General features: G+C 62.1%; 22 protein-coding genes, 5 tRNA genes and 1 pseudogene. 18 read left to right on the top strand and 10 right to left on the bottom strand.

All coding sequences use genetic code 11. The annotated features are described in order from the left end of the window. Positions 1 to 11: 11 nt before the first annotated feature. From IB241_RS07050 to IB241_RS07035, 4 genes are all read left to right on the top strand, one after another. Positions 12 to 87: transfer RNA gene (locus IB241_RS07050), tRNA-Asn, on the top strand. A gap of 9 nt (positions 88 to 96) precedes the next feature. Continuing rightward, positions 97 to 173 (top strand) — tRNA-Pro (locus tag IB241_RS07045). A 5-nt stretch (positions 174 to 178) separates the two neighbouring features. Then, a tRNA-Lys gene (locus IB241_RS07040) sits at positions 179 to 254 on the top strand. Between the two features lie 94 nt (positions 255 to 348). Beyond that, a tRNA-Pro gene (locus tag IB241_RS07035) sits at positions 349 to 425 on the top strand. A gap of 192 nt (positions 426 to 617) precedes the next feature. On the opposite strand, the gene IB241_RS07030 is transcribed toward IB241_RS07035, so the two are convergent. Genes IB241_RS07030 through IB241_RS07020 form a run of 3 tightly spaced genes read right to left on the bottom strand, consistent with a single transcriptional unit; the run spans position 618 to position 2834 of the window. Next, positions 618 to 1916, bottom strand: a complete 1299-nt coding sequence (locus IB241_RS07030; RefSeq protein ID WP_192297744.1) for an NAD(P)/FAD-dependent oxidoreductase — start codon at positions 1914 to 1916, stop codon at positions 618 to 620. A gap of 60 nt (positions 1917 to 1976) precedes the next feature. Beyond that, positions 1977 to 2150, bottom strand: coding sequence for a DUF3094 family protein (locus IB241_RS07025; protein WP_064450648.1), 174 nt, complete (start codon positions 2148 to 2150; stop codon positions 1977 to 1979). A gap of 54 nt (positions 2151 to 2204) precedes the next feature. After that, positions 2205 to 2834, bottom strand: a complete 630-nt coding sequence (locus IB241_RS07020) for a DUF1780 domain-containing protein (protein WP_003188431.1) — start codon at positions 2832 to 2834, stop codon at positions 2205 to 2207. 99 nt (positions 2835 to 2933) lie between these two features. Between IB241_RS07020 and IB241_RS07015 the strand changes: the two genes are divergently transcribed. Together IB241_RS07015 and IB241_RS07010 are read left to right on the top strand one after the other, a co-directional pair. After that, positions 2934 to 3623: an energy-coupling factor ABC transporter permease gene (locus IB241_RS07015; protein ID WP_192297840.1), complete on the top strand. Its 690-nt coding sequence runs from the start codon at positions 2934 to 2936 to the stop codon at positions 3621 to 3623. 65 nt (positions 3624 to 3688) lie between these two features. Continuing rightward, on the top strand, positions 3689 to 3904 hold the full coding sequence (locus tag IB241_RS07010; RefSeq protein ID WP_003171680.1) for a hypothetical protein: 216 nt from the start codon (positions 3689 to 3691) through the stop codon (positions 3902 to 3904). On the opposite strand, the gene yacG is transcribed toward IB241_RS07010, so the two are convergent. The 4 genes from yacG to IB241_RS06990 are packed head-to-tail and all read right to left on the bottom strand — an operon-like array spanning position 3901 to position 6789. Continuing rightward, positions 3901 to 4101, bottom strand: a complete 201-nt coding sequence (gene yacG, locus IB241_RS07005) for a DNA gyrase inhibitor YacG (RefSeq protein ID WP_017737928.1) — start codon at positions 4099 to 4101, stop codon at positions 3901 to 3903. The two genes, IB241_RS07010 and yacG, sit on opposite strands and share 4 nt — an antisense overlap. Then, a complete protein-coding gene (gene coaE / locus IB241_RS07000; RefSeq protein ID WP_192297743.1) occupies positions 4098 to 4721 on the bottom strand; it encodes a dephospho-CoA kinase in 624 nt (207 codons plus the stop codon). Before coaE ends, yacG begins: the two co-directional genes overlap by 4 nt. Continuing rightward, positions 4718 to 5584: a prepilin peptidase gene (locus IB241_RS06995; protein ID WP_192297742.1), complete on the bottom strand. Its 867-nt coding sequence runs from the start codon at positions 5582 to 5584 to the stop codon at positions 4718 to 4720. The genes coaE and IB241_RS06995 overlap by 4 nt, the downstream gene beginning before the upstream one ends. After that, positions 5581 to 6789 carry a type II secretion system F family protein gene (locus tag IB241_RS06990; RefSeq protein WP_192297741.1) on the bottom strand — a complete coding sequence of 403 codons (1209 nt, stop codon included), beginning with the start codon at positions 6787 to 6789 and terminating at the stop codon, positions 5581 to 5583. Before IB241_RS06990 ends, IB241_RS06995 begins: the two co-directional genes overlap by 4 nt. A 202-nt stretch (positions 6790 to 6991) precedes the next feature. Between IB241_RS06990 and IB241_RS06985 the strand changes: the two genes are divergently transcribed. The 4 genes from IB241_RS06985 to IB241_RS06970 all read left to right on the top strand — a co-directional run bounded on the left by IB241_RS06985 (position 6992) and on the right by IB241_RS06970 (position 9399). Further along, positions 6992 to 7405, top strand: coding sequence for a pilin (locus IB241_RS06985; protein ID WP_192297839.1), 414 nt, complete (start codon positions 6992 to 6994; stop codon positions 7403 to 7405). Positions 7406 to 7440: 35 nt separating this feature from the next. Next, complete coding sequence (locus IB241_RS06980) at positions 7441 to 8844, top strand: O-antigen ligase family protein (protein WP_192297740.1); 1404 nt, start codon at positions 7441 to 7443, stop codon at positions 8842 to 8844. Positions 8845 to 8883: 39 nt separating this feature from the next. Next, positions 8884 to 8956: transfer RNA gene (locus IB241_RS06975), tRNA-Thr, on the top strand. Positions 8957 to 9093: 137 nt separating this feature from the next. Further along, the gene (locus tag IB241_RS06970; RefSeq protein WP_192297739.1) at positions 9094 to 9399 is read left to right on the top strand and encodes a DUF6388 family protein; all 306 of its coding nucleotides are present in this window, start codon (positions 9094 to 9096) and stop codon (positions 9397 to 9399) included. A gap of 62 nt (positions 9400 to 9461) precedes the next feature. Here IB241_RS06970 and nadC read toward each other — a convergent pair whose 3' ends face one another. Then, positions 9462 to 10310: a carboxylating nicotinate-nucleotide diphosphorylase gene (gene nadC / locus IB241_RS06965; protein WP_192297738.1), complete on the bottom strand. Its 849-nt coding sequence runs from the start codon at positions 10308 to 10310 to the stop codon at positions 9462 to 9464. A 234-nt stretch (positions 10311 to 10544) separates the two neighbouring features. On the opposite strand from nadC, the gene IB241_RS06960 reads away from it, so the two are divergent. From IB241_RS06960 to IB241_RS06940, 6 genes and pseudogenes are all read left to right on the top strand, one after another. After that, complete coding sequence (locus IB241_RS06960; protein WP_192297737.1) at positions 10545 to 12707, top strand: DUF1631 domain-containing protein; 2163 nt, start codon at positions 10545 to 10547, stop codon at positions 12705 to 12707. 49 nt (positions 12708 to 12756) lie between these two features. Beyond that, positions 12757 to 13320 (top strand): 1,6-anhydro-N-acetylmuramyl-L-alanine amidase AmpD, encoded by a 564-nt coding sequence (gene ampD / locus IB241_RS06955; protein ID WP_192297736.1) that lies wholly within the window; start codon positions 12757 to 12759, stop codon positions 13318 to 13320. Next, positions 13317 to 14153 carry a regulatory signaling modulator protein AmpE gene (gene ampE / locus IB241_RS06950; RefSeq protein WP_192297735.1) on the top strand — a complete coding sequence of 279 codons (837 nt, stop codon included), beginning with the start codon at positions 13317 to 13319 and terminating at the stop codon, positions 14151 to 14153. Before ampD ends, ampE begins: the two co-directional genes overlap by 4 nt. A 191-nt stretch (positions 14154 to 14344) precedes the next feature. Then, a pseudogene (locus IB241_RS27900) lies at positions 14345 to 15436 on the top strand (methyl-accepting chemotaxis protein); the annotation flags it as partial. Continuing rightward, on the top strand, positions 15413 to 16342 hold the full coding sequence (locus IB241_RS27895) for a methyl-accepting chemotaxis protein (RefSeq protein WP_412547864.1): 930 nt from the start codon (positions 15413 to 15415) through the stop codon (positions 16340 to 16342). The pseudogene IB241_RS27900 and the gene IB241_RS27895, both read left to right, overlap by 24 nt. A gap of 127 nt (positions 16343 to 16469) precedes the next feature. Beyond that, positions 16470 to 16901, top strand: coding sequence for a hypothetical protein (locus IB241_RS06940; protein ID WP_192297733.1), 432 nt, complete (start codon positions 16470 to 16472; stop codon positions 16899 to 16901). On the opposite strand, the gene IB241_RS06935 is transcribed toward IB241_RS06940, so the two are convergent. Together IB241_RS06935 and cra are read right to left on the bottom strand one after the other, a co-directional pair. After that, positions 16848 to 17624, bottom strand: coding sequence for a TatD family hydrolase (locus IB241_RS06935; protein WP_192297732.1), 777 nt, complete (start codon positions 17622 to 17624; stop codon positions 16848 to 16850). The genes IB241_RS06940 and IB241_RS06935 overlap by 54 nt on opposite strands. Before the next feature lie 2 nt (positions 17625 to 17626). Further along, entirely contained in the window at positions 17627 to 18622 is a 996-nt protein-coding gene (gene cra, locus IB241_RS06930; RefSeq protein ID WP_192297731.1) for a catabolite repressor/activator, read from the bottom strand. 293 nt (positions 18623 to 18915) lie between these two features. On the opposite strand from cra, the gene ptsP reads away from it, so the two are divergent. Both ptsP and pfkB read left to right on the top strand, forming a co-directional pair. Beyond that, positions 18916 to 21774: a phosphoenolpyruvate--protein phosphotransferase gene (gene ptsP / locus IB241_RS06925; RefSeq protein WP_192297730.1), complete on the top strand. Its 2859-nt coding sequence runs from the start codon at positions 18916 to 18918 to the stop codon at positions 21772 to 21774. After that, the gene (gene pfkB, locus IB241_RS06920; RefSeq protein ID WP_192297729.1) at positions 21775 to 22695 is read left to right on the top strand and encodes a 1-phosphofructokinase; all 921 of its coding nucleotides are present in this window, start codon (positions 21775 to 21777) and stop codon (positions 22693 to 22695) included. Positions 22696 to 22697: the final 2 nt, after the last annotated feature.

Raw genomic sequence — 22697 nt, 5'->3', positions numbered from 1 at the left:
AAATATGTTGTTCCGTGATAGCTCAGTCGGTAGAGCAAATGACTGTTAATCATTGGGTCCCAGGTTCGAGTCCTGGTCACGGAGCCAATTTCAAATCGGGGTATAGCGCAGTCCGGTAGCGCGCCTGCTTTGGGAGCAGGATGTCGGGAGTTCGAATCCCCCTACCCCGACCATTTTTGGGTCGTTAGCTCAGTTGGTAGAGCAGTTGGCTTTTAACCAATTGGTCGTAGGTTCGAATCCCACACGACCCACCATTTTTGAAACCAGTTAACGCTGGAATCGAATCTTAAGATCAGAGGCCAAAAGCGCTGATCGAAGAAGGCGACTGAAAGGTCGCCTTTTTATTACCGGGGTATAGCGCAGTCCGGTAGCGCGCCTGCTTTGGGAGCAGGATGTCGGGAGTTCGAATCCCCCTACCCCGACCATATTAAAAATCCTCGTATCGAAAGATACGGGGATTTTTTTTGCCTGCAAAAACCTGAATTCACCGCAAAGCAAATGTGGGAGTGGGCTTGCTCGCGAAAGCGGTGTGTCAGTCAGTACATCTGGAACTGAACCACCGCATTCGCGAGCAAGCCCGCTCCCACATTTATCAGGTCACATTCCAGACCCGGTTGTTAATGCAATTTGAGGCGTGGCTCAGTCCCGCGGCCAATCCTGCTACCCAGCATCAACATCGCCGTGCGAAAGAAGCCATACAGCGCCATCTGGTGCATGCGGTACAGCGACACATAGAACATCCGCGCCAACCAGCCCTCCAGCATCACGCTGCCAGTGAGGTTGCCCATCAAGTTACCCACAGCGGAAAAACGCGACAGCGAAATCAGCGAGCCGTAGTCGGTGTACTTGTAGCTCGGCAGGGCCTTGCCTTCGATGCGCAATTTCAGCGACTTGGCCAGCAATGAAGCCTGCTGGTGAGCCGCCTGGGCCCGTGGCGGTACGTTGCGGTCGGTGCCCGGCTGCGGGCAGGCGGCGCAATCGCCAAAGGCGAAGATGTTCTCGTCACGGGTGGTTTGCAGCGTCGGCAGCACTTGCAGCTGGTTGATGCGGTTGGTTTCCAGGCCATCGATGTCCTTGAGGAAACCCGGTGCGCGAATCCCGGCGGCCCAGACTTTCAGGCTGGCAGGAATCACCTGGCCGCTGCTGGTAATCAGCGCGTCGGCGGTTACTTCGCTGACCGCCGAGTTTGTCAGCACGGTCACGCCGAGCTTCTCCAGGGTTTTATGCACAGGTCCACCGATGCGTTCCGGCAGGGCAGGCAACACCCGTGGGCCGGCTTCGATCAGGGTGATGTGCATATTTTCCGGCTTGATCCGGTCCAGGCCATAGGCCGCCAGTTCATGGGCTGCGTTATGCAGTTCGGCCGCCAGCTCGACGCCTGTGGCGCCGGCACCGACGATAGCCACGCTGATCTGCTCGACAGCATCAGTCTGCCCGGCATGCGCGCGCAGATAGTGGTTGAGCAATTGCTGGTGGAAACGCTCGGCCTGCTTGCGTGTGTCGAGGAACAGGCAGTGCTGCGCTGCGCCTTCGGTGCCGAAGTCGTTGGTGGTGCTGCCGACGGCGATTACCAGGCTGTCATAGTCCAGTACGCGCGCGGGCACCAGTTCGCGGCCTTCTTCATCGAGGGTGGCGGCCAGCTGGATTTTCTTCTGTTCACGATCAAGCCCGCTCATGCGGCCCAGCTGGAACTCGAAGTGGTTCCATTTGGCTTGGGCGACATAATTGAGTTCGTCCTCCGAAGAGTTCAGCGAGCCGGCGGCCACTTCGTGCAGCAGGGGCTTCCAGATGTGGGTCAGGTTGGTGTCCACCAGCGTGATGCTGGCGGTGCCGCGCTTGCCCAGAGTCTTACCCAGGCGGGTAGCCAACTCCAGGCCGCCGGCGCCGCCGCCGACGATAATAATACGATGGGTCATGGGGGTATCTCGCAAGGCTAAAAGAAATCGGAGCAGTTACCCCCGCGAGCGCCAGGCAGCTCATAGCGTCAGGTAACTCAAAAGGCGGCTCAACAGACCGAGGCCGATCACTGCAACCAGCACCACGCCGAGGAGCAGCCACGGCCGGAAAGGCTTGCGCTCGACTCGGTTCTGGGAAAGTTGCAGGTACTCTTCGACATGCTGTTGGTCATCGGGGTTCAGGCGGCTGGTCATAAAGGCCTCGTCAGGTAGACGTTGCAAAAGGGCGCCACGTTACAGTCCGGGGGCTCAGAGGCTGATGCCCACGTCGAACACTATGCTGCGGCCCAGGTTGTTGCGCAAGAAATCCGGCGCGTCGGGGTGAGCGAACAGCACCCGTGCAAACGTTGGCCCCACCAGCGACAGCGAGCGCCAGCCCTGGCGCAGGTATTCCGTCGGTGGTGGGAAGTGGCTGTTGAGGTCGAGCACTTCGCGCTTGAGGCTGGTGAAGGCGATGAGATCCAGCTCGCCCAGGTCCATGCCGCGTTCTTTATAGTTGTGCGCCTTTTTGCGCAGCGTCGGCGCCAGGCGCAACAGGAATTCATGGGCCGGGATCCGCCGCGGCTTGGCTTCACGGCGCACCAGTTGGCTGAGGGAGAACGCGCTGCGTCGGCGCAGCAACTCGTCGCGCCATTCGTCGTTCAGGCGCCGGCCTTCATCCAGTACAAAAAATACTTCGAAGCTGGCGTCGCGAAACAGCACGTCCGGCGGCTCTTGCCCGGCGGCGTGGAACTCTTCAACGCGGTAGGGCACATTCAAGCCTTGCAGCAGGCGCTGGCAGACCCAACGCTCACGCTCCCATTTGCGGGCATTGGACAAAAACGCGTTGGCTTGTTCGGCCGCTACCGTGAGCAGGCGCAAGTAATCTGAGTCATCCATGCTTGCAGCTTAGCGTTCAAATGATGACCGCAGGAAGTCCCGTTGCATAAGCTCGGTGTAGACTGCCTACTCGACCGTTATTCAAGCATGGGGGCCGCCGTGATCAGTGCTGCAGTGCTCGCACCACAAACCCTTGGCCTTGGCTGGCTGCTATTTGTGCCTGTGGTGGTGTGGGCGATTTTGCGTTCGCCGTGGGTCGAGCTGTTCGCCGACCGACGGCGCCAGCATTTGCTGTTCGGCACGGTGTTCGCACTGTTCATGCTCTGGTTGGTACGCAGGGATTTCGATACCGGCGTGTCTTACCATTTCATCGGCATGACCGCCGTGACCCTGCTGCTGGATTGGCCCCTGGCCATTGTCGGTGGCTTTGCCGCCCAGCTCGGCTTGATGCTGCTGGGGCGCCAGGATCTGGCCGCGCTTGGCGTCAACGGCCTGCTGCTGATCGTGTTGCCGGTGCTGGTCACTGAAGGCTGCGCGCTGCTGGTGGAGCGCGCACAGCCTCGCAACCCCTTTGTGTATATCTTCTGCTCCGGTTTTTTCGCCGCCGCCCTGTCAGCCTTGCTCTGTCTGCTGCTCGGGCTGGGCTTGCTGTGGTTCGACGGACGTTTTGCCATGCCGGAATGGCTGGAAGACTTTGTCGGTTACCTATGGCTGATCATCTTTCCCGAAGCCTTTATCAACGGCATGGTCATCAGCGCCCTGGTAGTGTTTTGCCCTGAATGGCTGGAGACCTTCAACCGTACCCGCTACCTCTCGGCGCCCTGGAATGACGACGATTCGCGGCGTTGACCCAGATCAAATCCTATCGGCACGCGCAGGCCCATGCTCTGCGAAATTTTCCAGGAGCACGAATCATGAGTGTGTATGAGTGGGCACGGCAGGAGTTGCGCAGAAGCCAGGACGCAGCGCAGGAAATCGGTTTTGACCCCGGCTTGACCCTGCGCGCCATGCTCAGCGCGGTGGTGCAGCAGAGCAAGGGCGTGCGCAGTTTTGAAGACCTGGCCGACGAGCTGCAATACCTTGCAGAAAACCTCGACGACCAGCAGGAATACGCCTTTATGCGGCCTTAGTGGCGCGGCGTCAGGTCTTCGGAAAACAGCTCGTCCTCGGCATCCGGCGCCACGGGAATCTTGTGTTCCTCAGCTGCCCAGGCGCCCAGGTCGATGAGTTTGCAACGGTCCGAGCAGAACGGCCGGTTGAGGTTGGTCGCTGTCCATTCCACGGGTGCGCCGCAGGTTGGGCAGTCGACGGTCAAGGGTTGGCTCATGATCGGCCTCCACGCAAAGTAAGGTAAAAGTGGTGCAGTCGCTCGACCTCGCTGTGCAGCCAGGCGAGGTCCTTGTCGTTGACCAGCACGTCATCGGCATGGCTCAGGCGCTCTTCGCGGCTCGATTGGGCCTTGAGGATCGCCTGCACCTGCTGCTCGCTGATGCCATCGCGCTGCAGGGTACGCTGAATCTGCAGCGATTGCGGCACGTCGATCACCAGGATGCGCTGGGTCATGCTGTGCTGGCCGGACTCGATCAGCAGCGGTGACACCAGGATCGCGTAAGGCGACTGCGCGTGCGCCAGGTGGCTGCGAATCTCTTCGCCAATCAACGGGTGCAGCAAGCCTTCCAGCCAGCGGCGCTCTTCGGGGATTTCAAAGATCAGCTTGCGTAACGCCGCGCGGTCCAGTTGGCCGTCAGGCTGCAGCACGCTTGCGCCAAAATGCTCGGCGATGCGTGCCAGTGCCGGCCGGCCAGGCTCGACGACCCAGCGGGCGGCGTGGTCGGCGTCCACCAGGTCGACACCCAGGTCGATAAAGTGTTGCGCCGCCGCGCTTTTGCCGCTGCCGATGCCGCCAGTGAGGCCAAGAATCCAGGGTGTTGCAACAGAAGTGGTCATCTGAAACCGACAGACTGCAAATAGAAGTCGGTTATTTGACCACCCCAGAGCAATGCAATCCAGCCGGCAATTGCCAGATAAGGACCGAACGGCATCGGAGTCGACGCTTCGGTCTTGCGCAGGCGCATCAGGATCAGCCCGACAAACACCCCCAGCAATGAAGACATCAGCAGGGTCATCGGCAGGATCTGCCAGCCGCCCCAGGCACCCAGCAGCGCCAGTAACTTGAAGTCTCCATGACCCATACCGTCCTTGCCGGTGGCGAGTTTGAACAGCCAGAACACTGTCCATAGGCTCATATAGCCGATCACTGCACCCCACAGCGCATCGGGCAGTGTCACCAGCAACTCGAAACTGTTGAGGACCAGCCCCAACCACATCAGCGGCAGTACCAGCACATCCGGCAGTAGTTGGTGGTCCGCATCGATCAGGCTCATGGCCAGCAGGCCCCAGGTCAGCAGCATCACCGCTGCCGCTGGCCAGCCAAAACCGAAGTGCCAGACAACCACGGCCGAAAGCAGCGCGCAGGTCAGTTCGGTGCAGGGGTAGCGTGCACTGATCGGCTCACGGCAATGAGCGCAGCGCCCCCTGAGGAGCAGGAAGCTCAACAGCGGGATATTTTCCCAGGGGCGAATCGGCTGACTGCAATGCGGGCAGCAGGAGTTGGGGTGCATCAGGTTGTAGGTCGGGCCGGGTGGCTCGGTCGGCAGGCCGAGGACTTCCTGGGCCTGGGCGCGCCATTCGCGTTCGAGCATTTTCGGCAGGCGCCACACCAGCACGTTGAGAAAGCTGCCGACGATCAGGCCCAGCACCAGCGCCATGCCGATAAAGGCCCAAGGGTGTTCGCTCAGCAGCAAGCTCAAAATGCCGACCCCAACTGGAAGACTGGCAGGTACATTGCGATCACCAGCGCACCGACAATCCCTCCCAGTATGACCATGATCAGCGGTTCCATCAGGCTGGTGAGGTGGTCGACCAGTGTGTCCACGTCAGCCTCATAGTGGTTTGCCACCTTTTCCAGCATGCGGTCCAACGTGCCGGACTCTTCGCCGATAACGGTCATCTGGATCGCCATGGCTGGAAACAGGCCGCTGGTGGTCATGGATTGATTCAACTGAATACCTGTGGATACATCGTCGCGCAGGCGCTCGATGGCTTGTCTGAATGGCCCATTGCCGACGGCGCAGGCGACCGAGTCCAATGCCTGCACCAGGGGGACGCCTGCACTGAACGTAGTCGAGAGTGTGCGAGCGTAGCGGGCGACGGCGGACTTTTTCAACAGTGTGCCTGCCAGGGGCGCTTTCAACAAACCGGCTTGCAGCCGGTGGCGAAACCCTGGGGATACACGATAGGCCCGGCGCAGCCCGGCCACTGCCGTGCCCAGGCCGAGTGCGAGCAGCCACCAGGCGTTGCGCAGGAATTCCGACAGGGCAATGACCACTTGGGTAAAACCGGGCAATTTGCCGCCGCTGCCGGCGAACAGGGTCTGGAACTGTGGCACGACGTGCACCAGCAGCAACGTGCTGACTACGCCGGCGACCACCAGCACAGCCACAGGGTAGGTCATGGCTTTTTTGATCCGCGCCTTGAGCTGCTGGGTTTTTTCCAGGTGCAGCGCCACGCGTTCCAACAGGGTTTCCAGGGCGCCTGCCTGCTCGCCCGCGGCAATCAGGTTGCAGTACAACGCATCGAAATGGCGCGGCTGTTTACGCAGTGCCGTGGCCAGGTTGCTGCCGCCGGCGATCTCCTGTTTCAAGCTTTTGACCAGCGCCTGCATGCGCCGGTTTTCGCAGCCCTCTGCGAGGATGTCGAGGGCTTGCAGCAGCGCAATTCCGGCTTTCAGCAGCGTCGCCAACTGTCGGGTGAAGAGGGCGATGTCGGCGGATTTGATCGGTGGGGCGAGGTCTGGAAAAACACGGGAGCGCTGGCGCACACGCTCGGGGCAGATGCCTTGTTGGCGCAGTTGCGCCTTGATCAGCGCAGGGTTGTGGCCGACGGTTTGCCCGGACACCCTGCGCCCTTTGCGGTTGATGCCTTCCCAGGCGTAGATCGTTGACGCGTTGTCCATGTCACTGTTCCGCATGCCGGTGGTGGAGAATTTATAGCGTAGTCAGGTGACGGATTCGGGCACGCGGGTGGTGCACGATAAAATGTCAGAATGTGCGTCTTGGATACGATTGGCCGCTCGCGGGTGAGTACACTGGCGCGGCTGCACACTACGGGGCGCAGGATGCGCCTTGTCATAGGTTCTATTCTGGAGAGTGAATGTGATGCGTCAGAAAGGCTTTACCCTGATCGAGTTGTTGATCGTCGTGGCAATCATTGGCATTTTGGCCACCATCGGCCTGCCGATGTACACCACGCACCAGGCCAAGGCCAAGTTCACGGCGGGGCTGGCGGAAATCACCGCGTTGAAAGCCGGTTACGAGGACATCTTCAATCAAGGCACCGTGCCGACCGTCCCCCTGATCGGTGGGACTAGCCCGACCGCCCACTGCAAGATCGATGTGGCGGGGGATGTGGCCACGGGCACTGGTTCCATCAGTTGCGAAATCCTCGACGCCCCGGCGCCGGTGCTGGGCAAGACCATCACGTTGACCCGTGATGCGACCAAGGGCTGGAAGTGTGTTACCAGCGCTGAAGCAAAATACGTTGCCAAGGGCTGTGGCGCCGACGGCGCCTAACGACCCAACCATCCACACGGACGTAGAGGTGGACGATGGCCTTTTCCATACGGCAGCGCGGTAACGTTTTCCTGGTGCTGGCGGTGTGCCTGCTGGTGCTGGGGATCTGTGTGCCGTTCGGCGGTCATGATCTTCAGCGCACGCTCCAGATTGCCCTGGCGCTGCTCGCGCTGCTGTATGGGTTGTCGGTCAACCACGGGCCGTGGCTGGATCGGCCCGCCGCCATAGGCCTGGCGCTGGTGATCGCGCTGGGGATGATTTCCTCGGGGCTGGCGCACCAACCGCTCTGGGCGTTCACCGAGGTGGCACTGTTTATCAGTTGCGGCCTGATTGCCGTGGCGTTTGCCGCGGTGCGCCGCGAGGGGGGGGAGCGCCTGGATCGTGTGCTGATCCTGATCGTGGTGCTGCTGTGCCTGGTCAAGTCGGCCCAGTACCTGTATGCCGGCATGCTGGCGTTTACCAGTGGCCAGCGCCTGCTGGACCCGGATCTGCTGCTGTCAGGCTTCTCCAACAAACGTTTCTACGGTCAATTTCAGACCTTCACGCTGCCGTTGCTGGCGCTTCCCTTGCTGTTGCCCACGCTCTCTCGCCCAGTGCGCGCTGCGGTGTTGGCGTTGCTGTGCGTATGGTGGTTGATCGCAATCAGCGGCGGTACGCGCGGTACTTGGCTGGGCCTGGGCACGGCAGGGGTGCTGCTGGCGGCGCTGGGGCCAGGAGGGCGGCGCTGGGTGGCCTGGCAACTGGCGGCGGCGGGCGGCGGGTTGCTGCTGTACTGGCTGCTGTTCACGGGGCTGGCGGGCTACTTGGGGATCGAGTTGTCCAGCGGTGCCGGCGATCGTCTCACCACGTCGCTGTCTGGGCGTGGGCCGATCTGGTGGCAGGCCTGGCATATGATCGTCGAGCGGCCTTGGCTGGGGTTCGGGCCGATGCAGTTTGCCGATATTCCCAACGTGATTGCGGCCCATCCCCATCAGGCGATTCTGCAATGGGCCAGCGAATGGGGTGTGCCATCAACCCTGGTTGTCATTGCGCTGGCCTGGCGTGGCGGTTGGGCCACGCTTGGCGTACTGCGTGAACGTGGGTTGTCGACCCAGCGTGTGGATTTGTTGCGTCTGTGCCTGTTCGCGGCCTTGGTCGCTGCGCTGGTGCAGTCGATGGTCGATGGGGTAATCGTGATGCCCATCTCGCAACTGTGGCTGGCACTGGTGGTGGGTTGGCTGCTGGCGCTGCATCCGCGAGTGCCGGGCGGTGCCGCGCTGCCGATGGTCGCGGGTGTATGGACGGTGCTGAGTGTCGTGGCCGTTGGTCTGCTGATATTTGTTGCTGCACGTGATGTACCGCACATCACGCAGGCGCAGCAGCGCTACATTGATGCGACCCATAACCACCTGCAGCCACGCTTCTGGGCCCAGGGGGTAATCGCGCTGCCACGTCCGTGAGTTGCCGGACACCCGATGCGGTGCTAGCTTTAGCCCACCGCCCGTGTAGCTCAGTTGGTAGAGCAGCGCACTCGTAACGCGAAGGTCGCAGGTTCGATTCCTGTCTCGGGCAAAAAGGCAGCACTGTTTTCAGATGATCCCAAGAATGGTTCTGAAGGCCAGACGAGCCGGTATTCACGCCCGCTCTTTTGTATCTGCGAGACCTTGATGACCCAGATGCATCCCCATTCCTCGATCTAAGAGAACGACATGACCACAACTGAAATGACCCAGGAAGTTCGGCACGCCAAAGCCCTCGACAAATACATCGAGGAGTCGCCGCAGCTTAAAGAAGAGATCAAGGATTTGAGCGCTGATGACCGGCGTGATCAGATCCAGTGGGCATTCGAGGATGAGGCCGAGAGCCAGGGCCTGCAGCCTTGGGAATTGACCCTCAAGTACACCTCGACACCGGAAGAGTTCGAAGAGGCACGCTTGGCATTGCACAAGGAGGCGGCCGAAGTGTTGGGCGTCGAATGGGAAGAATACTGCGAGATGAATAATCTGGTGGTCTGAGCCGAGCGTGTTGTGGCGAGGCGGCAAGCCTCCTCGCCACAACAGCAGGCTGGTGCCTGGCCTCAGATACTGAGGCGCATCGATAGATCCACCGCCTTCACGTCCTTGGTCATCGCGCCGATGGAGATGTAGTCCACACCGGTTTGCGCGATAGGCAGCAACGTACTTTCATTGATCCCGCCACTGGCCTCCAGCTTGGCCTTGCCGGCATTCAGACGAACGGCTTCACGCATATCGTCCAGGCTCAGTTCGTCGAGCATGATGATGTCGGCGCCTGCCGCCAGCGCTTCACGCAACTCTTCCAGGCTTTCCACTTCGATTTCCACCGGTTTGCCCGGGGCGATCTTGTGCGCGGCAGTAATGGCCTGGGCGATGCCACCACAGGCGGCGATATGGTTTTCCTTGATCAGGAACGCGTCATACAAACCGATGCGGTGGTTGTGGCAGCCGCCACAGGTGACTGCGTATTTCTGCGCCAGGCGCAGGCCAGGCAGGGTCTTGCGGGTGTCCAGCAGCTTGACCTGGGTGCTCGCGACAAAATCCGCCAGGAACCGGGCACGCGTCGCCACGCCTGACAGCAGTTGCAAGAAATTCAGTGCGCTGCGTTCGCCGCTGAGCAGCGAGCGTGCGGGGCCTTCGAGGTGGAACAGCGTCTGGTTGGGGCTGACACGCTCACCGTCGGCCACCTGCCAGTGCACCGCAACCCGTGGGTCCAGCTGGCGGAACACGGCATCTACCCAGGCTGTGCCGGCAATCACCGCCGCATCACGGGTAATGATGGTGGCCTTGGCCAGCCGCTCGGCCGGGATCAACTGCGCGGTGATGTCGCCGCTGCCGATGTCTTCGAGCAGCGCGCGGCGCACGTTGGCTTCGATTTCGGCGGTGAGGTCGGCAAGACGGAGATTCGGCATAACAGGCTCCACAAACAAAGTGTCCCGATTATAGGGGCAGTGTGCGCCCGAACCCAGAACCCACCGCTCAATTGCTGCCAAATGACAGAGTTCGCTGGCGCAACTGCCCCTCTTTGCAAGATAATCTCGCGCCTTGCAATTGGCGTCATAGCTTTGACGTCTTGGTGATGACTGGAATCGCGCAGCGCCCGCCCCATCATTCCCCAACAGACACCGCCGTATCAGGAGGCCAGGATGCACTATGACGGAAAGGTGGTGCCCATTAGCAAAGCACACACCACGCCATCGCCGCTCGCGCGCTTGCCGGTGGTGTTGCTGCAGGTTCGCGACAAGGCGGCGCAGCAGTTGCAGCAGGGCTTGCAGGAGTTGTTCGATAACGCCGACGACACCCTGTTCGAGATGGCCGACAAGGCGCGCAACAACCTCGATCACCACATTTTCTTTGAAGCCATGCGCGACCTGCGCCTCAAGCGCAAGAATTTCGAGCGTGTGTTCATGGAGCAGCTGTTCGCTGCCTTCGCCAACCTGGGCCTGGCCGGGCAGGGGGAGCGGCAGTTGGTGCCGGTGGTGTCCTACGACGCAGTGCCGGGCACGTCCAGCGATGAGTTGGAAAAAGCCGTGGCACTGGAGGCCATGCTGGGGCGGGTGCGACACCGCGACGGCCTGGCCCTGGGCCAACTGACGGCGCGCTTGAGCGCCTTGCTGGACAAGTGCCTGGATGAGCGCGAAAACCCGCTGGGGCCTGCGCTGTTATGTGAGTTCTTCCTGCGTGCGGGGCGCAGCCTTGGGGTGGAGATCCGCGTCAAGCTGATCATGCTCAAGCTGTTTGAAAAATACGTGCTCAGCGACGCCGACCAACTGTACGGCGAAGCCAACCGATTGCTGGTTGCCACCGGCGTATTGCCTGAGCTCAAGGCCGCACCGTCGCGGCGTCCCGGCGGGCGAACGGCCCGTGAGGGCTTGCGTGAAGACAGCGCACCGAACGCTGATCCGCCGCTCGATGAGAACGGCCAGCAAGCGTTTGCCGCCCTACAGGCATTGCTCAAGGCCGTGCGTGGCGGCGTGGCGCCCACCCTGGAAGCCAGCGCCGAACCACAACCGATCGCCACCCGCGACCTGTTGCGGCTGCTGTCCCATTTGCAGCAATACGTGCCTGCGTCAGAAACCGAAGATGATGTCGACCTGCGCAACCAGCTTGGGCAACTGCTGACCCGGGTCAGCGTCAAGAGTGGCAAGTCCCGGGTGGTGGAAGTTGCGGACGAAGACGTGATCAACCTGATCGCCATGTTGTTCGAGTTCATTCGCAAGGACTGCAATCTGCCGGACCCCTTCAAGGCGTTGATCGCGCGATTGCAGATCCCGCTGCTGAAAGTCGCGGTGCTGGATAAAAGCTTTTTCAGCCGCGCCAGCCATCCGGCGCGGCGGCTGCTCAATGAAATCGCCGCTGTTGCCCTGGGCTGGAGCCCTCGCGAAGATTATTCGCGGGACTACCTCTACCTGCGTATCGAGCAGGTAGTGCAGCGTCTGCTGAATGATTTTGTGGAAGACCCGGCGATTTTTTCCCAACTGCTCGTAGAGTTCACGGCGTTTACCGCCGATGAGCAACGTCGCAGCGAACTGGTCGAGCAACACACCCGCGATGCCGAAGACACGCGCGTACGCACCGACGCCGCCCGCCAGCGGGTGGCCGATGTGCTTAATCGTCGGCTGCTGGGCAAGACCTTGCCGCAAGCCGTGGTGCAATTCCTGCAACAGGCCTGGAGCCAGGTGCTGTTGCTGGCCAGCCTCAAGCATGGCGAGCAGTCGGTGCAGTGGCTGGCAGCGTTGCGCACCATGGACGATTTGATCTGGAGCGTGGGCCTGCAGGACGACACCGAGGCCGGGCGGCATCTGCTGGCGCGGCTGCCGGGATTGCTCAAGGCTCTGCGCGACGGCCTGACCAGCGCGGCGTTCGACCCGTTCAGCACCCGTGAATTCTTCATCCGCCTCCAAGCGTTGCACGTGCAGCCACTGGACGGCGTCGAAACCTTGAGCGTTGTGCGCGAGCCCTTTGTATTTAGTGCCGCGTTGCCCGACGCCGCCGAGGATTTGCCGAGTGACGATCCCGACCTGATCAACGCCTACCAGACGCGCATCGGTGACTGGATCGAGTTCCAGGACGGCGCGGACACCGTGCAGCGTTGCAAGCTGACGACGATCGTCGCGCCGGCCAATCGCTACGTGTTCATCAACCGCACCGGGCTCAAGGTGCTGGAGCAGCGTGTGGGGCAATTGGCGCTTGGATTCAAGCGTGGCACCTTGCGCAGGCTTGACGACGGGTTGCTGTTCGACCGGGCGCTGGCCTCGGTGCTGGGCCACCTGCGTCAACTCAATCGCGCCAAGGCATCGCAACCATAGGCTTGAACGCGGCATACTGGTCACACTTTGTCACGCTCAAGGACCCTGTATGCAGTTGGACCCCCTCAGCGGTTGGTGCAAGGGCATCCGTCATTGCCCTTCGCCCAACTTCAACGAGCGCCCTGCCGGCGAAATCTCGCTGTTGGTGGTGCATAACATCAGCCTGCCACCTGCGCAGTTTGCCACCGGCAAGGTGCAAGAGTTTTTCCAGAATCGCCTGGATGTCACGGAACATCCCTACTTTGAAGGGATTGCCGACCTACGGGTATCTGCGCATTTTCTGATTGAGCGCGACGGCGCGGTGACGCAGTTTGTCGCGTGCGTCGACCGGGCCTGGCATGCCGGTGTCTCGTCGTTCGAAGGGCGTGAGACGTGCAATGACTTTTCCCTTGGCATCGAGTTGGAGGGCACGGATGACTTGCCGTACACCGACGCCCAATATGCGTCGCTGATCGACCTGACCCGCCAATTGCTGGCAGCGTATCCAGGTATCACCCGCCAACGTATTTGTGGTCATAGCGATATAGCGCCGGGGCGCAAGACCGATCCCGGCCCGGCTTTTGATTGGACGCGCTTTCGCAGCGCCTTGCAGGATGGAGGACACGCACAATGAGTTTCCTGGTATTGGTGCTGGCGGTGTGGATCGAGAAGTTCTCGGCCCTTCGCCAACGATTGCAGCGTGATGGCGGCTGGCTGCGCGAGCTGGCCAGGCTGGAATCGAGCCCGCGCATGGGCAAACGGCCGTGGCTGATCCTGGCCGCGTTGGTGCTGTTGCCGGTGGCCTTGCTGGCATTGTTGCTGCTGGTGCTGGAACCAGTGGCCTACGGCCTGTTGGCGCTGCCGGTGCACTTGCTGGTGGTGATTTACAGCCTGGGGCGAGGCGATCTGTTGGCCGGGCTCGGGCCGTTTCGTGATGCCTGGCGGCGCGGTGATCTGCAAGCCGCCGAACACGTGGCCGAACGTGACCTGCAACTGGGCGCCGACAGTGGCGAGCAACTGCTTGAACGCGTGCAGGGCCACCTGCTGTGGCAGGCCTATCAGAGCTTTTTTGCGGTGATTTTCTGGTATTTCCTGCTGGGCCCGGTCGCCGCGTTGGCCTACCGCCTGTTGGCATTGGCCAACGAACACAGCAAGAACCCGCTGGTGGCCGAGCGCGCCGGGCAACTGCGTCATGCTTTTGACTGGTTGCCGGTGCGCTTGCTCGCGGCCAGCTTTGCCCTGGTGGGCAACTTCGTTGCCGTCAGCCGCGTGATGCTCCACGAACTACTGAGCTGGGACATCAGTGCCGCGCAACTGGTGGAAAAAGTCGGCCTGGTGGCCGCTGAGATCCCACCGCCGGTGGTGGGGGCCGACGGCATCAACAGCCTGGACCGCTTGTGGGAACTGCTGCTGCGCGCGGCGGTGCTGTGGTATGCCGGCTTCGCGATCTGGACCGTATTGCCATAAACCCTTGTGGGAGCCGGCTTGCTCCCACATTTGTTTTTGCCGCGCCAAACGCTCGTTAACCTTACGTTACAAAACTCCCTTTCAAATTGAGCTATACAGATGCTGGCGTTCTGCCGTCGCCCTGACCTCAATAAAAATAAAAGAAAGGGAGTTCACCCGTGAAGAGCTTGCTCTATCCCGCCGTTGCGCTGATGAATCGCTTGAGCTTCGGCATGAAGTTCAGCCTGATCAGCGTGCTGTTCCTGCTGCCTATGTTGGCCACCAACTATTATCTGGTGCGCGATTCCTGGCGCGAATTCCAGGGCACCCGCATCGAACTGCAAAGCCTGGATCTGCTCGGCAGCAGCCTGGCCCTGCGCCGCGACCTGGAAACCCTGAACAATCAGGTGCAAATCAACGCGACCCTTGGCCAATCCGGCAAGGCCGGTGACCTGGAGGGCAAGATCAGCGCGTTGGAGCAGAGTGTGCTGAGCCGCCTGCAAAGCCTCAACGCAATGACCACCGATCCCGAACAAATCGCCGCGTTTGACGGCAAGCGCGACGAGCTGATCGCGGCCTTCAAGGCCCAGCAACAGGAAACCTCGCTGCTGAGCAAAAGCGCGCTGATCGGCAAACTGCCCAACAAAGCGCAGATGCTCAGCCAGATCATCGCCAGCCAATCCGGCTTGAGCCGCGACCCCCAGGGCGATCTGCGCCAACTCAGCGAGCTGATCACCAGTGTCACCCCACAGGTCACCCAGACCCTGGGTGAAGGTCGGGCGATGGGGGCCTACTCCCTCGGCCAGGGCTTTCTCAATTCATCCTCGAGCACGCGCTTCGACGAACTGCTACAGCAGTTGGAAAAACTCCATGGCGAATACGCCTTGAAGCTGCAAGATGCCCTGGGCTCCAGCAAGGCCGCCCACGCCGCGCTCGACAGCCTGGCCACGGCCAGCAACGCCAGCCTCAAGCACGCCAGCGAGTTGTTTGAAGAACAGGTGGTGATGGCCGAAACCCTCGACGCGCCGTGGCAGGGCTTCTATGACAGCGTCAGCCAGTTGATGGCCCAGACCTACGAGCTGGATGAGGCGACCCTGACGTTCCTCGGGCACCAATTGGAGCAACGCCTGGCGCAAAACCGCACGCATATGGTGGTGCTGGTCGCGGCGCTGACGGCGGTGTTTTTACTGATCTTCTATTTATATGCGGGCTTCTACGCCTCCACCCGCACCACCCTGCGACGCCTCGGCGCGATGATGGACAAGGTGGCGGCTGGTGACATGACCGTCACCTTCGTTGCCCACAGCCGCGACGAACTCGGTGACCTCGGCCAGGTGTTCAACGCCACCGTGGCAAAAATCCATGACCTGATCGAGCGCGTCGGGCACACCGTCAGCCAGGTGGAGCACCAGGCCGGGCAAGTGGAAACGGTATCGGCCCAGAGCAACCAGGCGGTATCCGGCCAGCGTAGCCAGATCGAACAGGTGGCGACGGCGATGAACCAGATGTCGTCCACCGCCCAGGAAGTGGCGCGCAGTGCGGCGGCGGCGGTCAGCAGTGCCCATAGTGTCAACGATGAAACCGTCAGCGGCCGTGGCCTGGTGCAGTCCCAGCAGGGCAGCATCGCGCGCCTGGCCTCGGAGATCGACCAGTCGGTGCGGGTGATCAACCAACTGGCCACCGACAGCCAATCCATCAGCAGCGTGCTGGAAGTGATCAAAAGCATCGCCGAACAAACCAATCTGCTGGCGCTCAATGCCGCCATCGAGGCGGCGCGGGCCGGTGAACAGGGGCGCGGTTTTGCGGTGGTGGCCGATGAGGTACGCACCCTGGCGCGGCGCACCCAGCATTCCACCGAAGAAATCGAGCAGATGATCAGCCGCTTGCACAGCGGTGTCGCCGCTGCGGTGAAAGCCATGGGCAGCAGCCATGAAATGGCGAATGGCACCGTGGAGCAGTCGGAAAAAGTCCAGCAGGCGCTGGAAAATATCCTAGGCGCCGTAGGAATGATCGTTGATCAGAACCAGCAGATTGCCGCCGCCGTGGAGCAACAGACCGCCGTCGCCCATGACATCGACCAGAACATCGTCGAAATCAATCGCGCCGGTGAACACGCGGCCCAGGGCGCTTATCAGACCGAAACCGCGAGCCGGCAACTGTCGATGCAGGTGATCGAGCTGAAGCAGCTGATCGGGGCGTTTCGTGTGTAAGGTCTTGGTGTAGGGTTTTTCTTTTGGGCGTGTGGTGTATGTCCTAATTTGCCTGAGGCTCTTTCCGTGGTGTGTGAATGGGCGAAACTTCACCTCTCTCACATTCAGGTTTTGGGGACGCACGGCGATGACCACTGCAGTCGGCATCAAAGGGCACTGCGCCCATTGTGACATCACGTTTGAACTCAAGCCTTGGCAGTTGAATGCCATCGCCATCAAGGAACCCTTCGACTGTCCGTATTGCCAGCGGGTCTTGCACCTGAGCTGCCCACGGCAGTTGCGCAAGCTCAGGACGCTGGACCATTGGGCGCTGGTCCACCCGGGCATGATGGTGCTGACCTGCATGGTGCTGATCGTGGCACTGGTGGCGGAGTGGGTCGGGCTGGTCAGCGTGATCGGGCAGCTCAATGTTTCGCTGGTGGTGGTGTTGGTGCATGGCCTGGCATTGCGTTATGCGCGCTACCGGCAGCGGTTGACCCTTAGCCTGGAAGCGGTCAGCCCGGTGCTACCAATGGAACAACTCGCACGCATTGCGTGTGCTCGCCTCAGCCAGCAATAAGGGGCTGATGCCCATCCGCTCGGCCAGGGCGTGGCAAATCTGGGGTAGATGCTCCGGGCTGTTGCGCTGGCCCGGATACATCACGGGCGCCATGTCCGGGGCATCGGTCTCCAGCACCACGCTGTCCAGCGGCAACTGTGCCAGTACCTTATGCATGCGCAGCGCCTGGGGCCAGGTGGCCGCGCCGCCCAGGCCCAGTTTGAAGCCCAGCTTGATGTACTCGCGGGCTTCCTCCCGGCTGCCGGCGAAGGCATGGATGATGCCGCCCCGTGGCAGGCGGATGCGCTTGAGGGTGGCGATCACCGCGGCATGGCTGCGACGTACGTGCAAAAGCGCCGGCAGCTGGAAGTCCACCGCCAGCTTGAGCTGGGCTTCAAACAGGCTTTGCTGGCGCTCGCGATCCAGTTGTTCGAGGAAGTAATCCAGGCCGATCTCGCCCACCGCACACAGTTGCCGATGGCCGTGCAGGCGCGTGAGCCAATCGCCCAGTTCGGTCAGGTCGGCGGGGCGGTGGTCATCGAGATACACCGGATGCAGGCCAAAGGCTGCGAACAGGCCTTCATCCTCCAGCACCAGATCCCACAACCGCTGCCAATTCTGCTGATACACCCCCAGCACCACCATGCGCCGCACGCCAAGTGCACGGCTGTGGGCGAGGACGGCGCGGCGATCGTTGTCGAACTCCGCGAAGTCCAGGTGGGTGTGGGTGTCGATCAGCTCCACGCTCAAGCCTCGCGGATACGCTGCTTGAACGTACGGCCGATGGCGTGCACGCCCGGTTGGTACTGCTGCTCTTCAATCGCCGCCAGGGCCAGTTTCAGCGCGGTATCGGCGATCAATGGGTGTTGCTGGGCCATGGCGTTGACCGGCAGCGGCAGGAAGTCCAGCAGTTGCGTATCGCCAAAGGTGCCCAGGCGCAGCGGGCGCGACTTCAGCGGGAAGTCATGCAGCGCGTCAAACACACCTTGCAGCAGCACGTAGGAGGTTGTTACCAGCGCGTCAGGCAAATGCCCCAGGCGTTGCAGTAATTGCTCCATCAGTTGTCGGCCACAGTCACGACTGAACGACTCGCCGTGCTCGACGATCACCTCGCCGCTGAAACCCTGCAGCGCTTCACGGAAGCCGGCGGCCCGCTCCTGGCTGATGCTCAGTTCGGGCCGCGCACCGATCAATGCGATCTGCTTGGGCAGCGGTTGCAGCAGGCTGCCGGTCAGGTGCTGGCAGGCCCGGCGGTCGTCGCTGACTACCGAGCAGAACTGCGCAGTGTCCATCACCCGGTCGATGGCGATCACGGGTAGGCCCTTGGCTTGCAGTTCGCGGTAGCTGTCGTCGCCGGCTGGCAGGCAACTGGCGACAAACAGCGCATCGCAACGGCGGGCGCGAAACAGTTGCAGCAACTGGCGTTCGCTGTCGGCATCATCGTCGGAGCTGGCGATCAACAGTTGATAGCCACGCGCCCGTGCGCCTTGCTCCAGCAGCTTGGCGATGCGTGCGTAACTGGGGTTTTCCAGGTCGGGCAGGATAAAACCCAAGGTGCGCGTATGCCGACTGCGCAACCCGGCAGCCTGGGGGTTGGGCGTAAAGCCATGGGCGTCAACCACGGCCCGCACACGCTCGACGGTGGCGTTGCTGATCCGTTGTTGTTCGGCCTTGCCATTGATGACGTAGCTGGCGGTGGTCACGGACACACCGGCGAGACGTGCAATATCACTGAGTTTCAAACCGGGATTTCCTTGTTTTTTGGAGCGTGCCCCGACATTTTGTCCAATCGTAACCGATTACTGCACGCGACCAATGTCCAAGCTCAAGTGCCGAGTGGTTCTTCAAGGATGTTCAATTAACGCGTAATCTGCCATAAATTCTAGATTAAACGTTTCAGCAAGCGTATTTTTACGATCTTCGCTACTGAGTGGCTACTGCCAATTGACTACTCAGTCAGCTATTTTGAAGCGCTATTACCCTGTTTATTCAAAACAATACCTAGTGCGTCCATCGCACTAACTAGGAGAACGGCATGCTTGAGCTCACCCACGAGCAGATTTCCATGGGCCAGGTGGCTGTGGATAAATCTGCAGCCTTGCACCTGCTCGCTGAAAAACTGGTGGCCGACGGTCTGGTCGCCGAGGGTTATCTCAGTGGCTTGCAAGCCCGTGAAGCCCAAGGCTCGACCTTTCTCGGCCAAGGTATTGCGATCCCCCACGGCACCCCCGAAACCCGCGACCAGGTGTTCGCCACCGGCGTGCGCCTGCTGCAGTTCCCCGAAGGGGTGGATTGGGGCGACGGCCAGATCGTCTACCTGGCGATTGGCATCGCGGCCAAATCCGATGAACACCTGCGCCTGTTGCAACTGCTGACCCGGGCCCTCGGTGAGACCGACCTCGGCCAGGCACTGCGCCGTGCCGGTACGGCGCAAGCCTTGCTCAAACTGCTGCAAGGCGCGCCCCAGGAACTGGCGCTGGACGCCCAGATGATCAGCCTGGGCGTGTCCGCCGACGATTTTGAAGAGCTGGTATGGCGCGGTGCACGCCTGTTGCGCCAGGCCGATTGTGTGAGCAACGGTTTCGCCGCGGTGTTGCAGCAGGTCGATGCGCTGCCCCTGGGCGACGGCCTGTGGTGGCTGCACAGCGAGCAGACGGTCAAGCGTCCGGGCCTGGCGTTTGTCACCCCGGACAAACCGATGCGCTACCTCGGCCAGCCGCTCAACGGCCTGTTCTGCCTGGCCAGCCTCGGCGAAGCCCACCAAGCCTTGCTCGAGCGCCTGTGCGCCTTGCTGATCGAAGGTCGCGGCCAGGAGCTGGGCCGTGCCACCAGCAGCCGCGCCGTCCTCGAAGTCCTCGGCGGTGAACTGCCGCCAGACTGGCCCAACGCCCGCATCACCCTGGCCAACGCCCATGGCCTGCATGCCCGCCCGGCAAAGATCCTCGCGCAACTGGCGAAAAGTTTTGAAGGCGACATCCGCGTGCGCATCGTTGATGGCCCCGTCGGCGCGGTGTCGGTCAAAAGCCTGAGCAAACTGCTGAGCCTCGGTGCTCGTCGCGGCCAGGTGCTGGAATTTGTTGCCGAGCCGACGATTGCCGGCGATGCGCTGCCGGCGTTGCTGGCGGCGGTCGAAGCGGGCCTCGGCGAAGAGGTTGAGCCGCTGCCGACCGTGCGCGCGCCACTGGCTGCTGTCGAGGTCGAACCGGTGCTCAGTGCGCCGTCCAGCGGCAGTCAGATCCAGGCCATCGCCGCCGCGCCGGGCATTGCCATCGGCCCGGCGCATATCCAGGTTCAGCAGGTGTTCGACTACCCGCTGCGCGGCGAATCTTCGGCCATCGAGCGCCAGCGCCTGCAAGATGCCCTGGCCGATGTGCGTCGCGACATTCAAGGCTTGATCGAGCGCAGCCAATCCAAGGCCATCCGCGAGATTTTCATCACCCACCAGGAAATGCTCGACGACCCGGAACTCACCGATGAAGTCGACACCCGCCTCAAGCAGGGCGAAAGCGCCGAAGCGGCGTGGATGAGCGTGATCGAAGCCGCCGCCAAACAGCAGGAGTCGCTGCAGGACGCCTTGCTCGCCGAGCGCGCCGCCGACCTGCGTGACATCGGCCGCCGTGTGCTGGCGCAACTGTGCGGCGTCGAAACCGCCAGGGAGCCGAACGAGCCCTACATTCTGGTGATGGACGAAGTCGGCCCCTCCGACGTGGCGCGGCTTGATCCGGCGCGCGTCGCCGGCATCCTCACTGCCCGTGGCGGCGCGACCGCCCACAGCGCCATCGTCGCCCGCGCCCTGGGGATTCCGGCGCTGGTCGGCGCCGGTGCCGGCGTGTTGCTGCTGGCCGCCGGCACGCCGCTGCTGTTGGATGGCCAGCGTGGTCGCCTGCATGTGGACGCCGACGCCGCCACCCTGCAACGTGCCACCGTCGAGCGCGACACCCGCGAACAACGCCTGCAAGCCGCCGCCGCCCAGCGCCATGAACCGGCACTGACCCGCGACGGCCACGCCGTGGAAGTGTTCGCCAACATCGGCGAAAGCGCCGGTGTGGCCAGCGCGGTGGAGCAGGGCGCCGAAGGCATTGGCCTGCTGCGCACCGAATTGATCTTCATGGCTCACCCGCAAGCACCGGACGAAGCCACCCAGGAAGCCGAATACCGCCGCGTACTCGACGGCCTCGGCGGGCGTCCGCTGGTGGTACGCACCCTTGATGTGGGCGGCGACAAACCGTTGCCGTACTGGCCGATTGCCGAAGAAGAAAACCCTTTCCTCGGCGTGCGCGGCATTCGCCTGACCTTGCAACGTCCGCAGATCATGGAAGCGCAACTCCGGGCACTGTTGCGTTCGGCCGACAACCGTCCACTGCGCATCATGTTCCCCATGGTCGGCAGCGTCGACGAATGGCGCGCCGCCCGCGACATGACCGAGCGCCTGCGCCTGGAAATCCCGGTGGCCGACCTGCAACTGGGGATCATGATCGAAGTGCCGTCCGCCGCCTTGCTCGCGCCGGTGCTGGCCAAGGAAGTCGACTTCTTCAGCGTCGGCACCAATGACCTGACCCAATACACCCTGGCCATCGATCGCGGCCACCCGACCCTGTCGGCCCAGGCCGATGGCCTGCACCCGGCGGTGCTGCAACTGATCGACATCACCGTGCGTGCGGCCCATGCCCATGGCAAATGGGTCGGCGTGTGCGGCGAGCTGGCGGCGGACCCGTTGGCGGTGCCAGTGCTGATCGGCCTGGGGGTGGATGAGTTGAGCGTTTCGGCGCGCAGCATTGCCGAAGTGAAGGCGCGGGTGCGTGAATTCAGTCTGAGCGAGGCCCAGGGCCTGGCGCAAAAAGCGCTTGCGGTGGGTTCGCCCGCCGAAGTGCGTGCCCTTGTGGAGGCCGTGTAAATGGCAAGGATTCTGACCCTGACGCTGAACCCGGCGTTGGACCTGACGGTGCGCCTGGCGCGCCTGGAACCGGGCGAAGTCAATCGCAGTGACAACGTGCTGACCCACGCCGCTGGCAAGGGCGTGAATGTGGCGCAGGTGTTGGCCGACCTGGGGCATTCGGTGAGCGTGGGCGGTTTCCTCGGCGAGGCAAATCCCCAGGCATTCAACGCCCTGATCGCCCGCCGTGGTTTTAGTGATGCGTTTATCCGCGTGGCGGGTGAAACCCGCAGCAATATCAAGATCGCCGAACAGGACGGCCGGATCACTGACATCAACGCACCGGGGCCGTTTGTGGATGAGCGGGCGCAAAAGGAACTGCTCAAGATGGTCGAGATTATCGGCCCTGAATTCGATGCGGTGGTGGTCGCTGGCAGTTTGCCGCGCGGTGTCAGCCCACAGTGGTTTCACGGTTTGCTGGTAACCCTGAAAAACCTCGGTTTGAAAGTTGCCCTCGACACCAGCGGCGAAGCGTTGCGCGCCGGTTTGCAGGCGGGCCCGTGGTTGGTCAAACCCAACACCGAGGAACTGGCCGAGGCGCTGGGCAACGCCAGCGATGCCATCAGCCAATTGCATCGATTGGGCGTGGAACACGTGGTGGTGTCCGATGGTGCGGCCGGTGTGAACTGGTACCGCCCTGGCACCGCGCTGCATGCCACGCCGCCCAAGGTCACTGTCGCCAGTACCGTGGGCGCGGGCGACTCGCTGCTCGCCGGGATGCTCCACGGTTTGCTCAGTGGCGACACACCCGAGCAGACCCTGCGCCGCGCCACGGCGATTGCCGCGATGGCGGTGACACAGATCGGTTTTGGCATCAGCGATGACGCGCAGCTGGCGCGTCTCGAAAGCGGCGTCGATGTACGCGCGCTGACAGAACAATAAGA

The sequence above is a fragment of the Pseudomonas sp. PDM05 genome (assembly GCF_014851685.1).
GTDB lineage: Bacteria > Pseudomonadota > Gammaproteobacteria > Pseudomonadales > Pseudomonadaceae > Aquipseudomonas.
The sequence above is the reverse complement of the archived record's forward strand: the minus strand, read 5'-3'. Positions and strand labels throughout refer to the sequence as shown.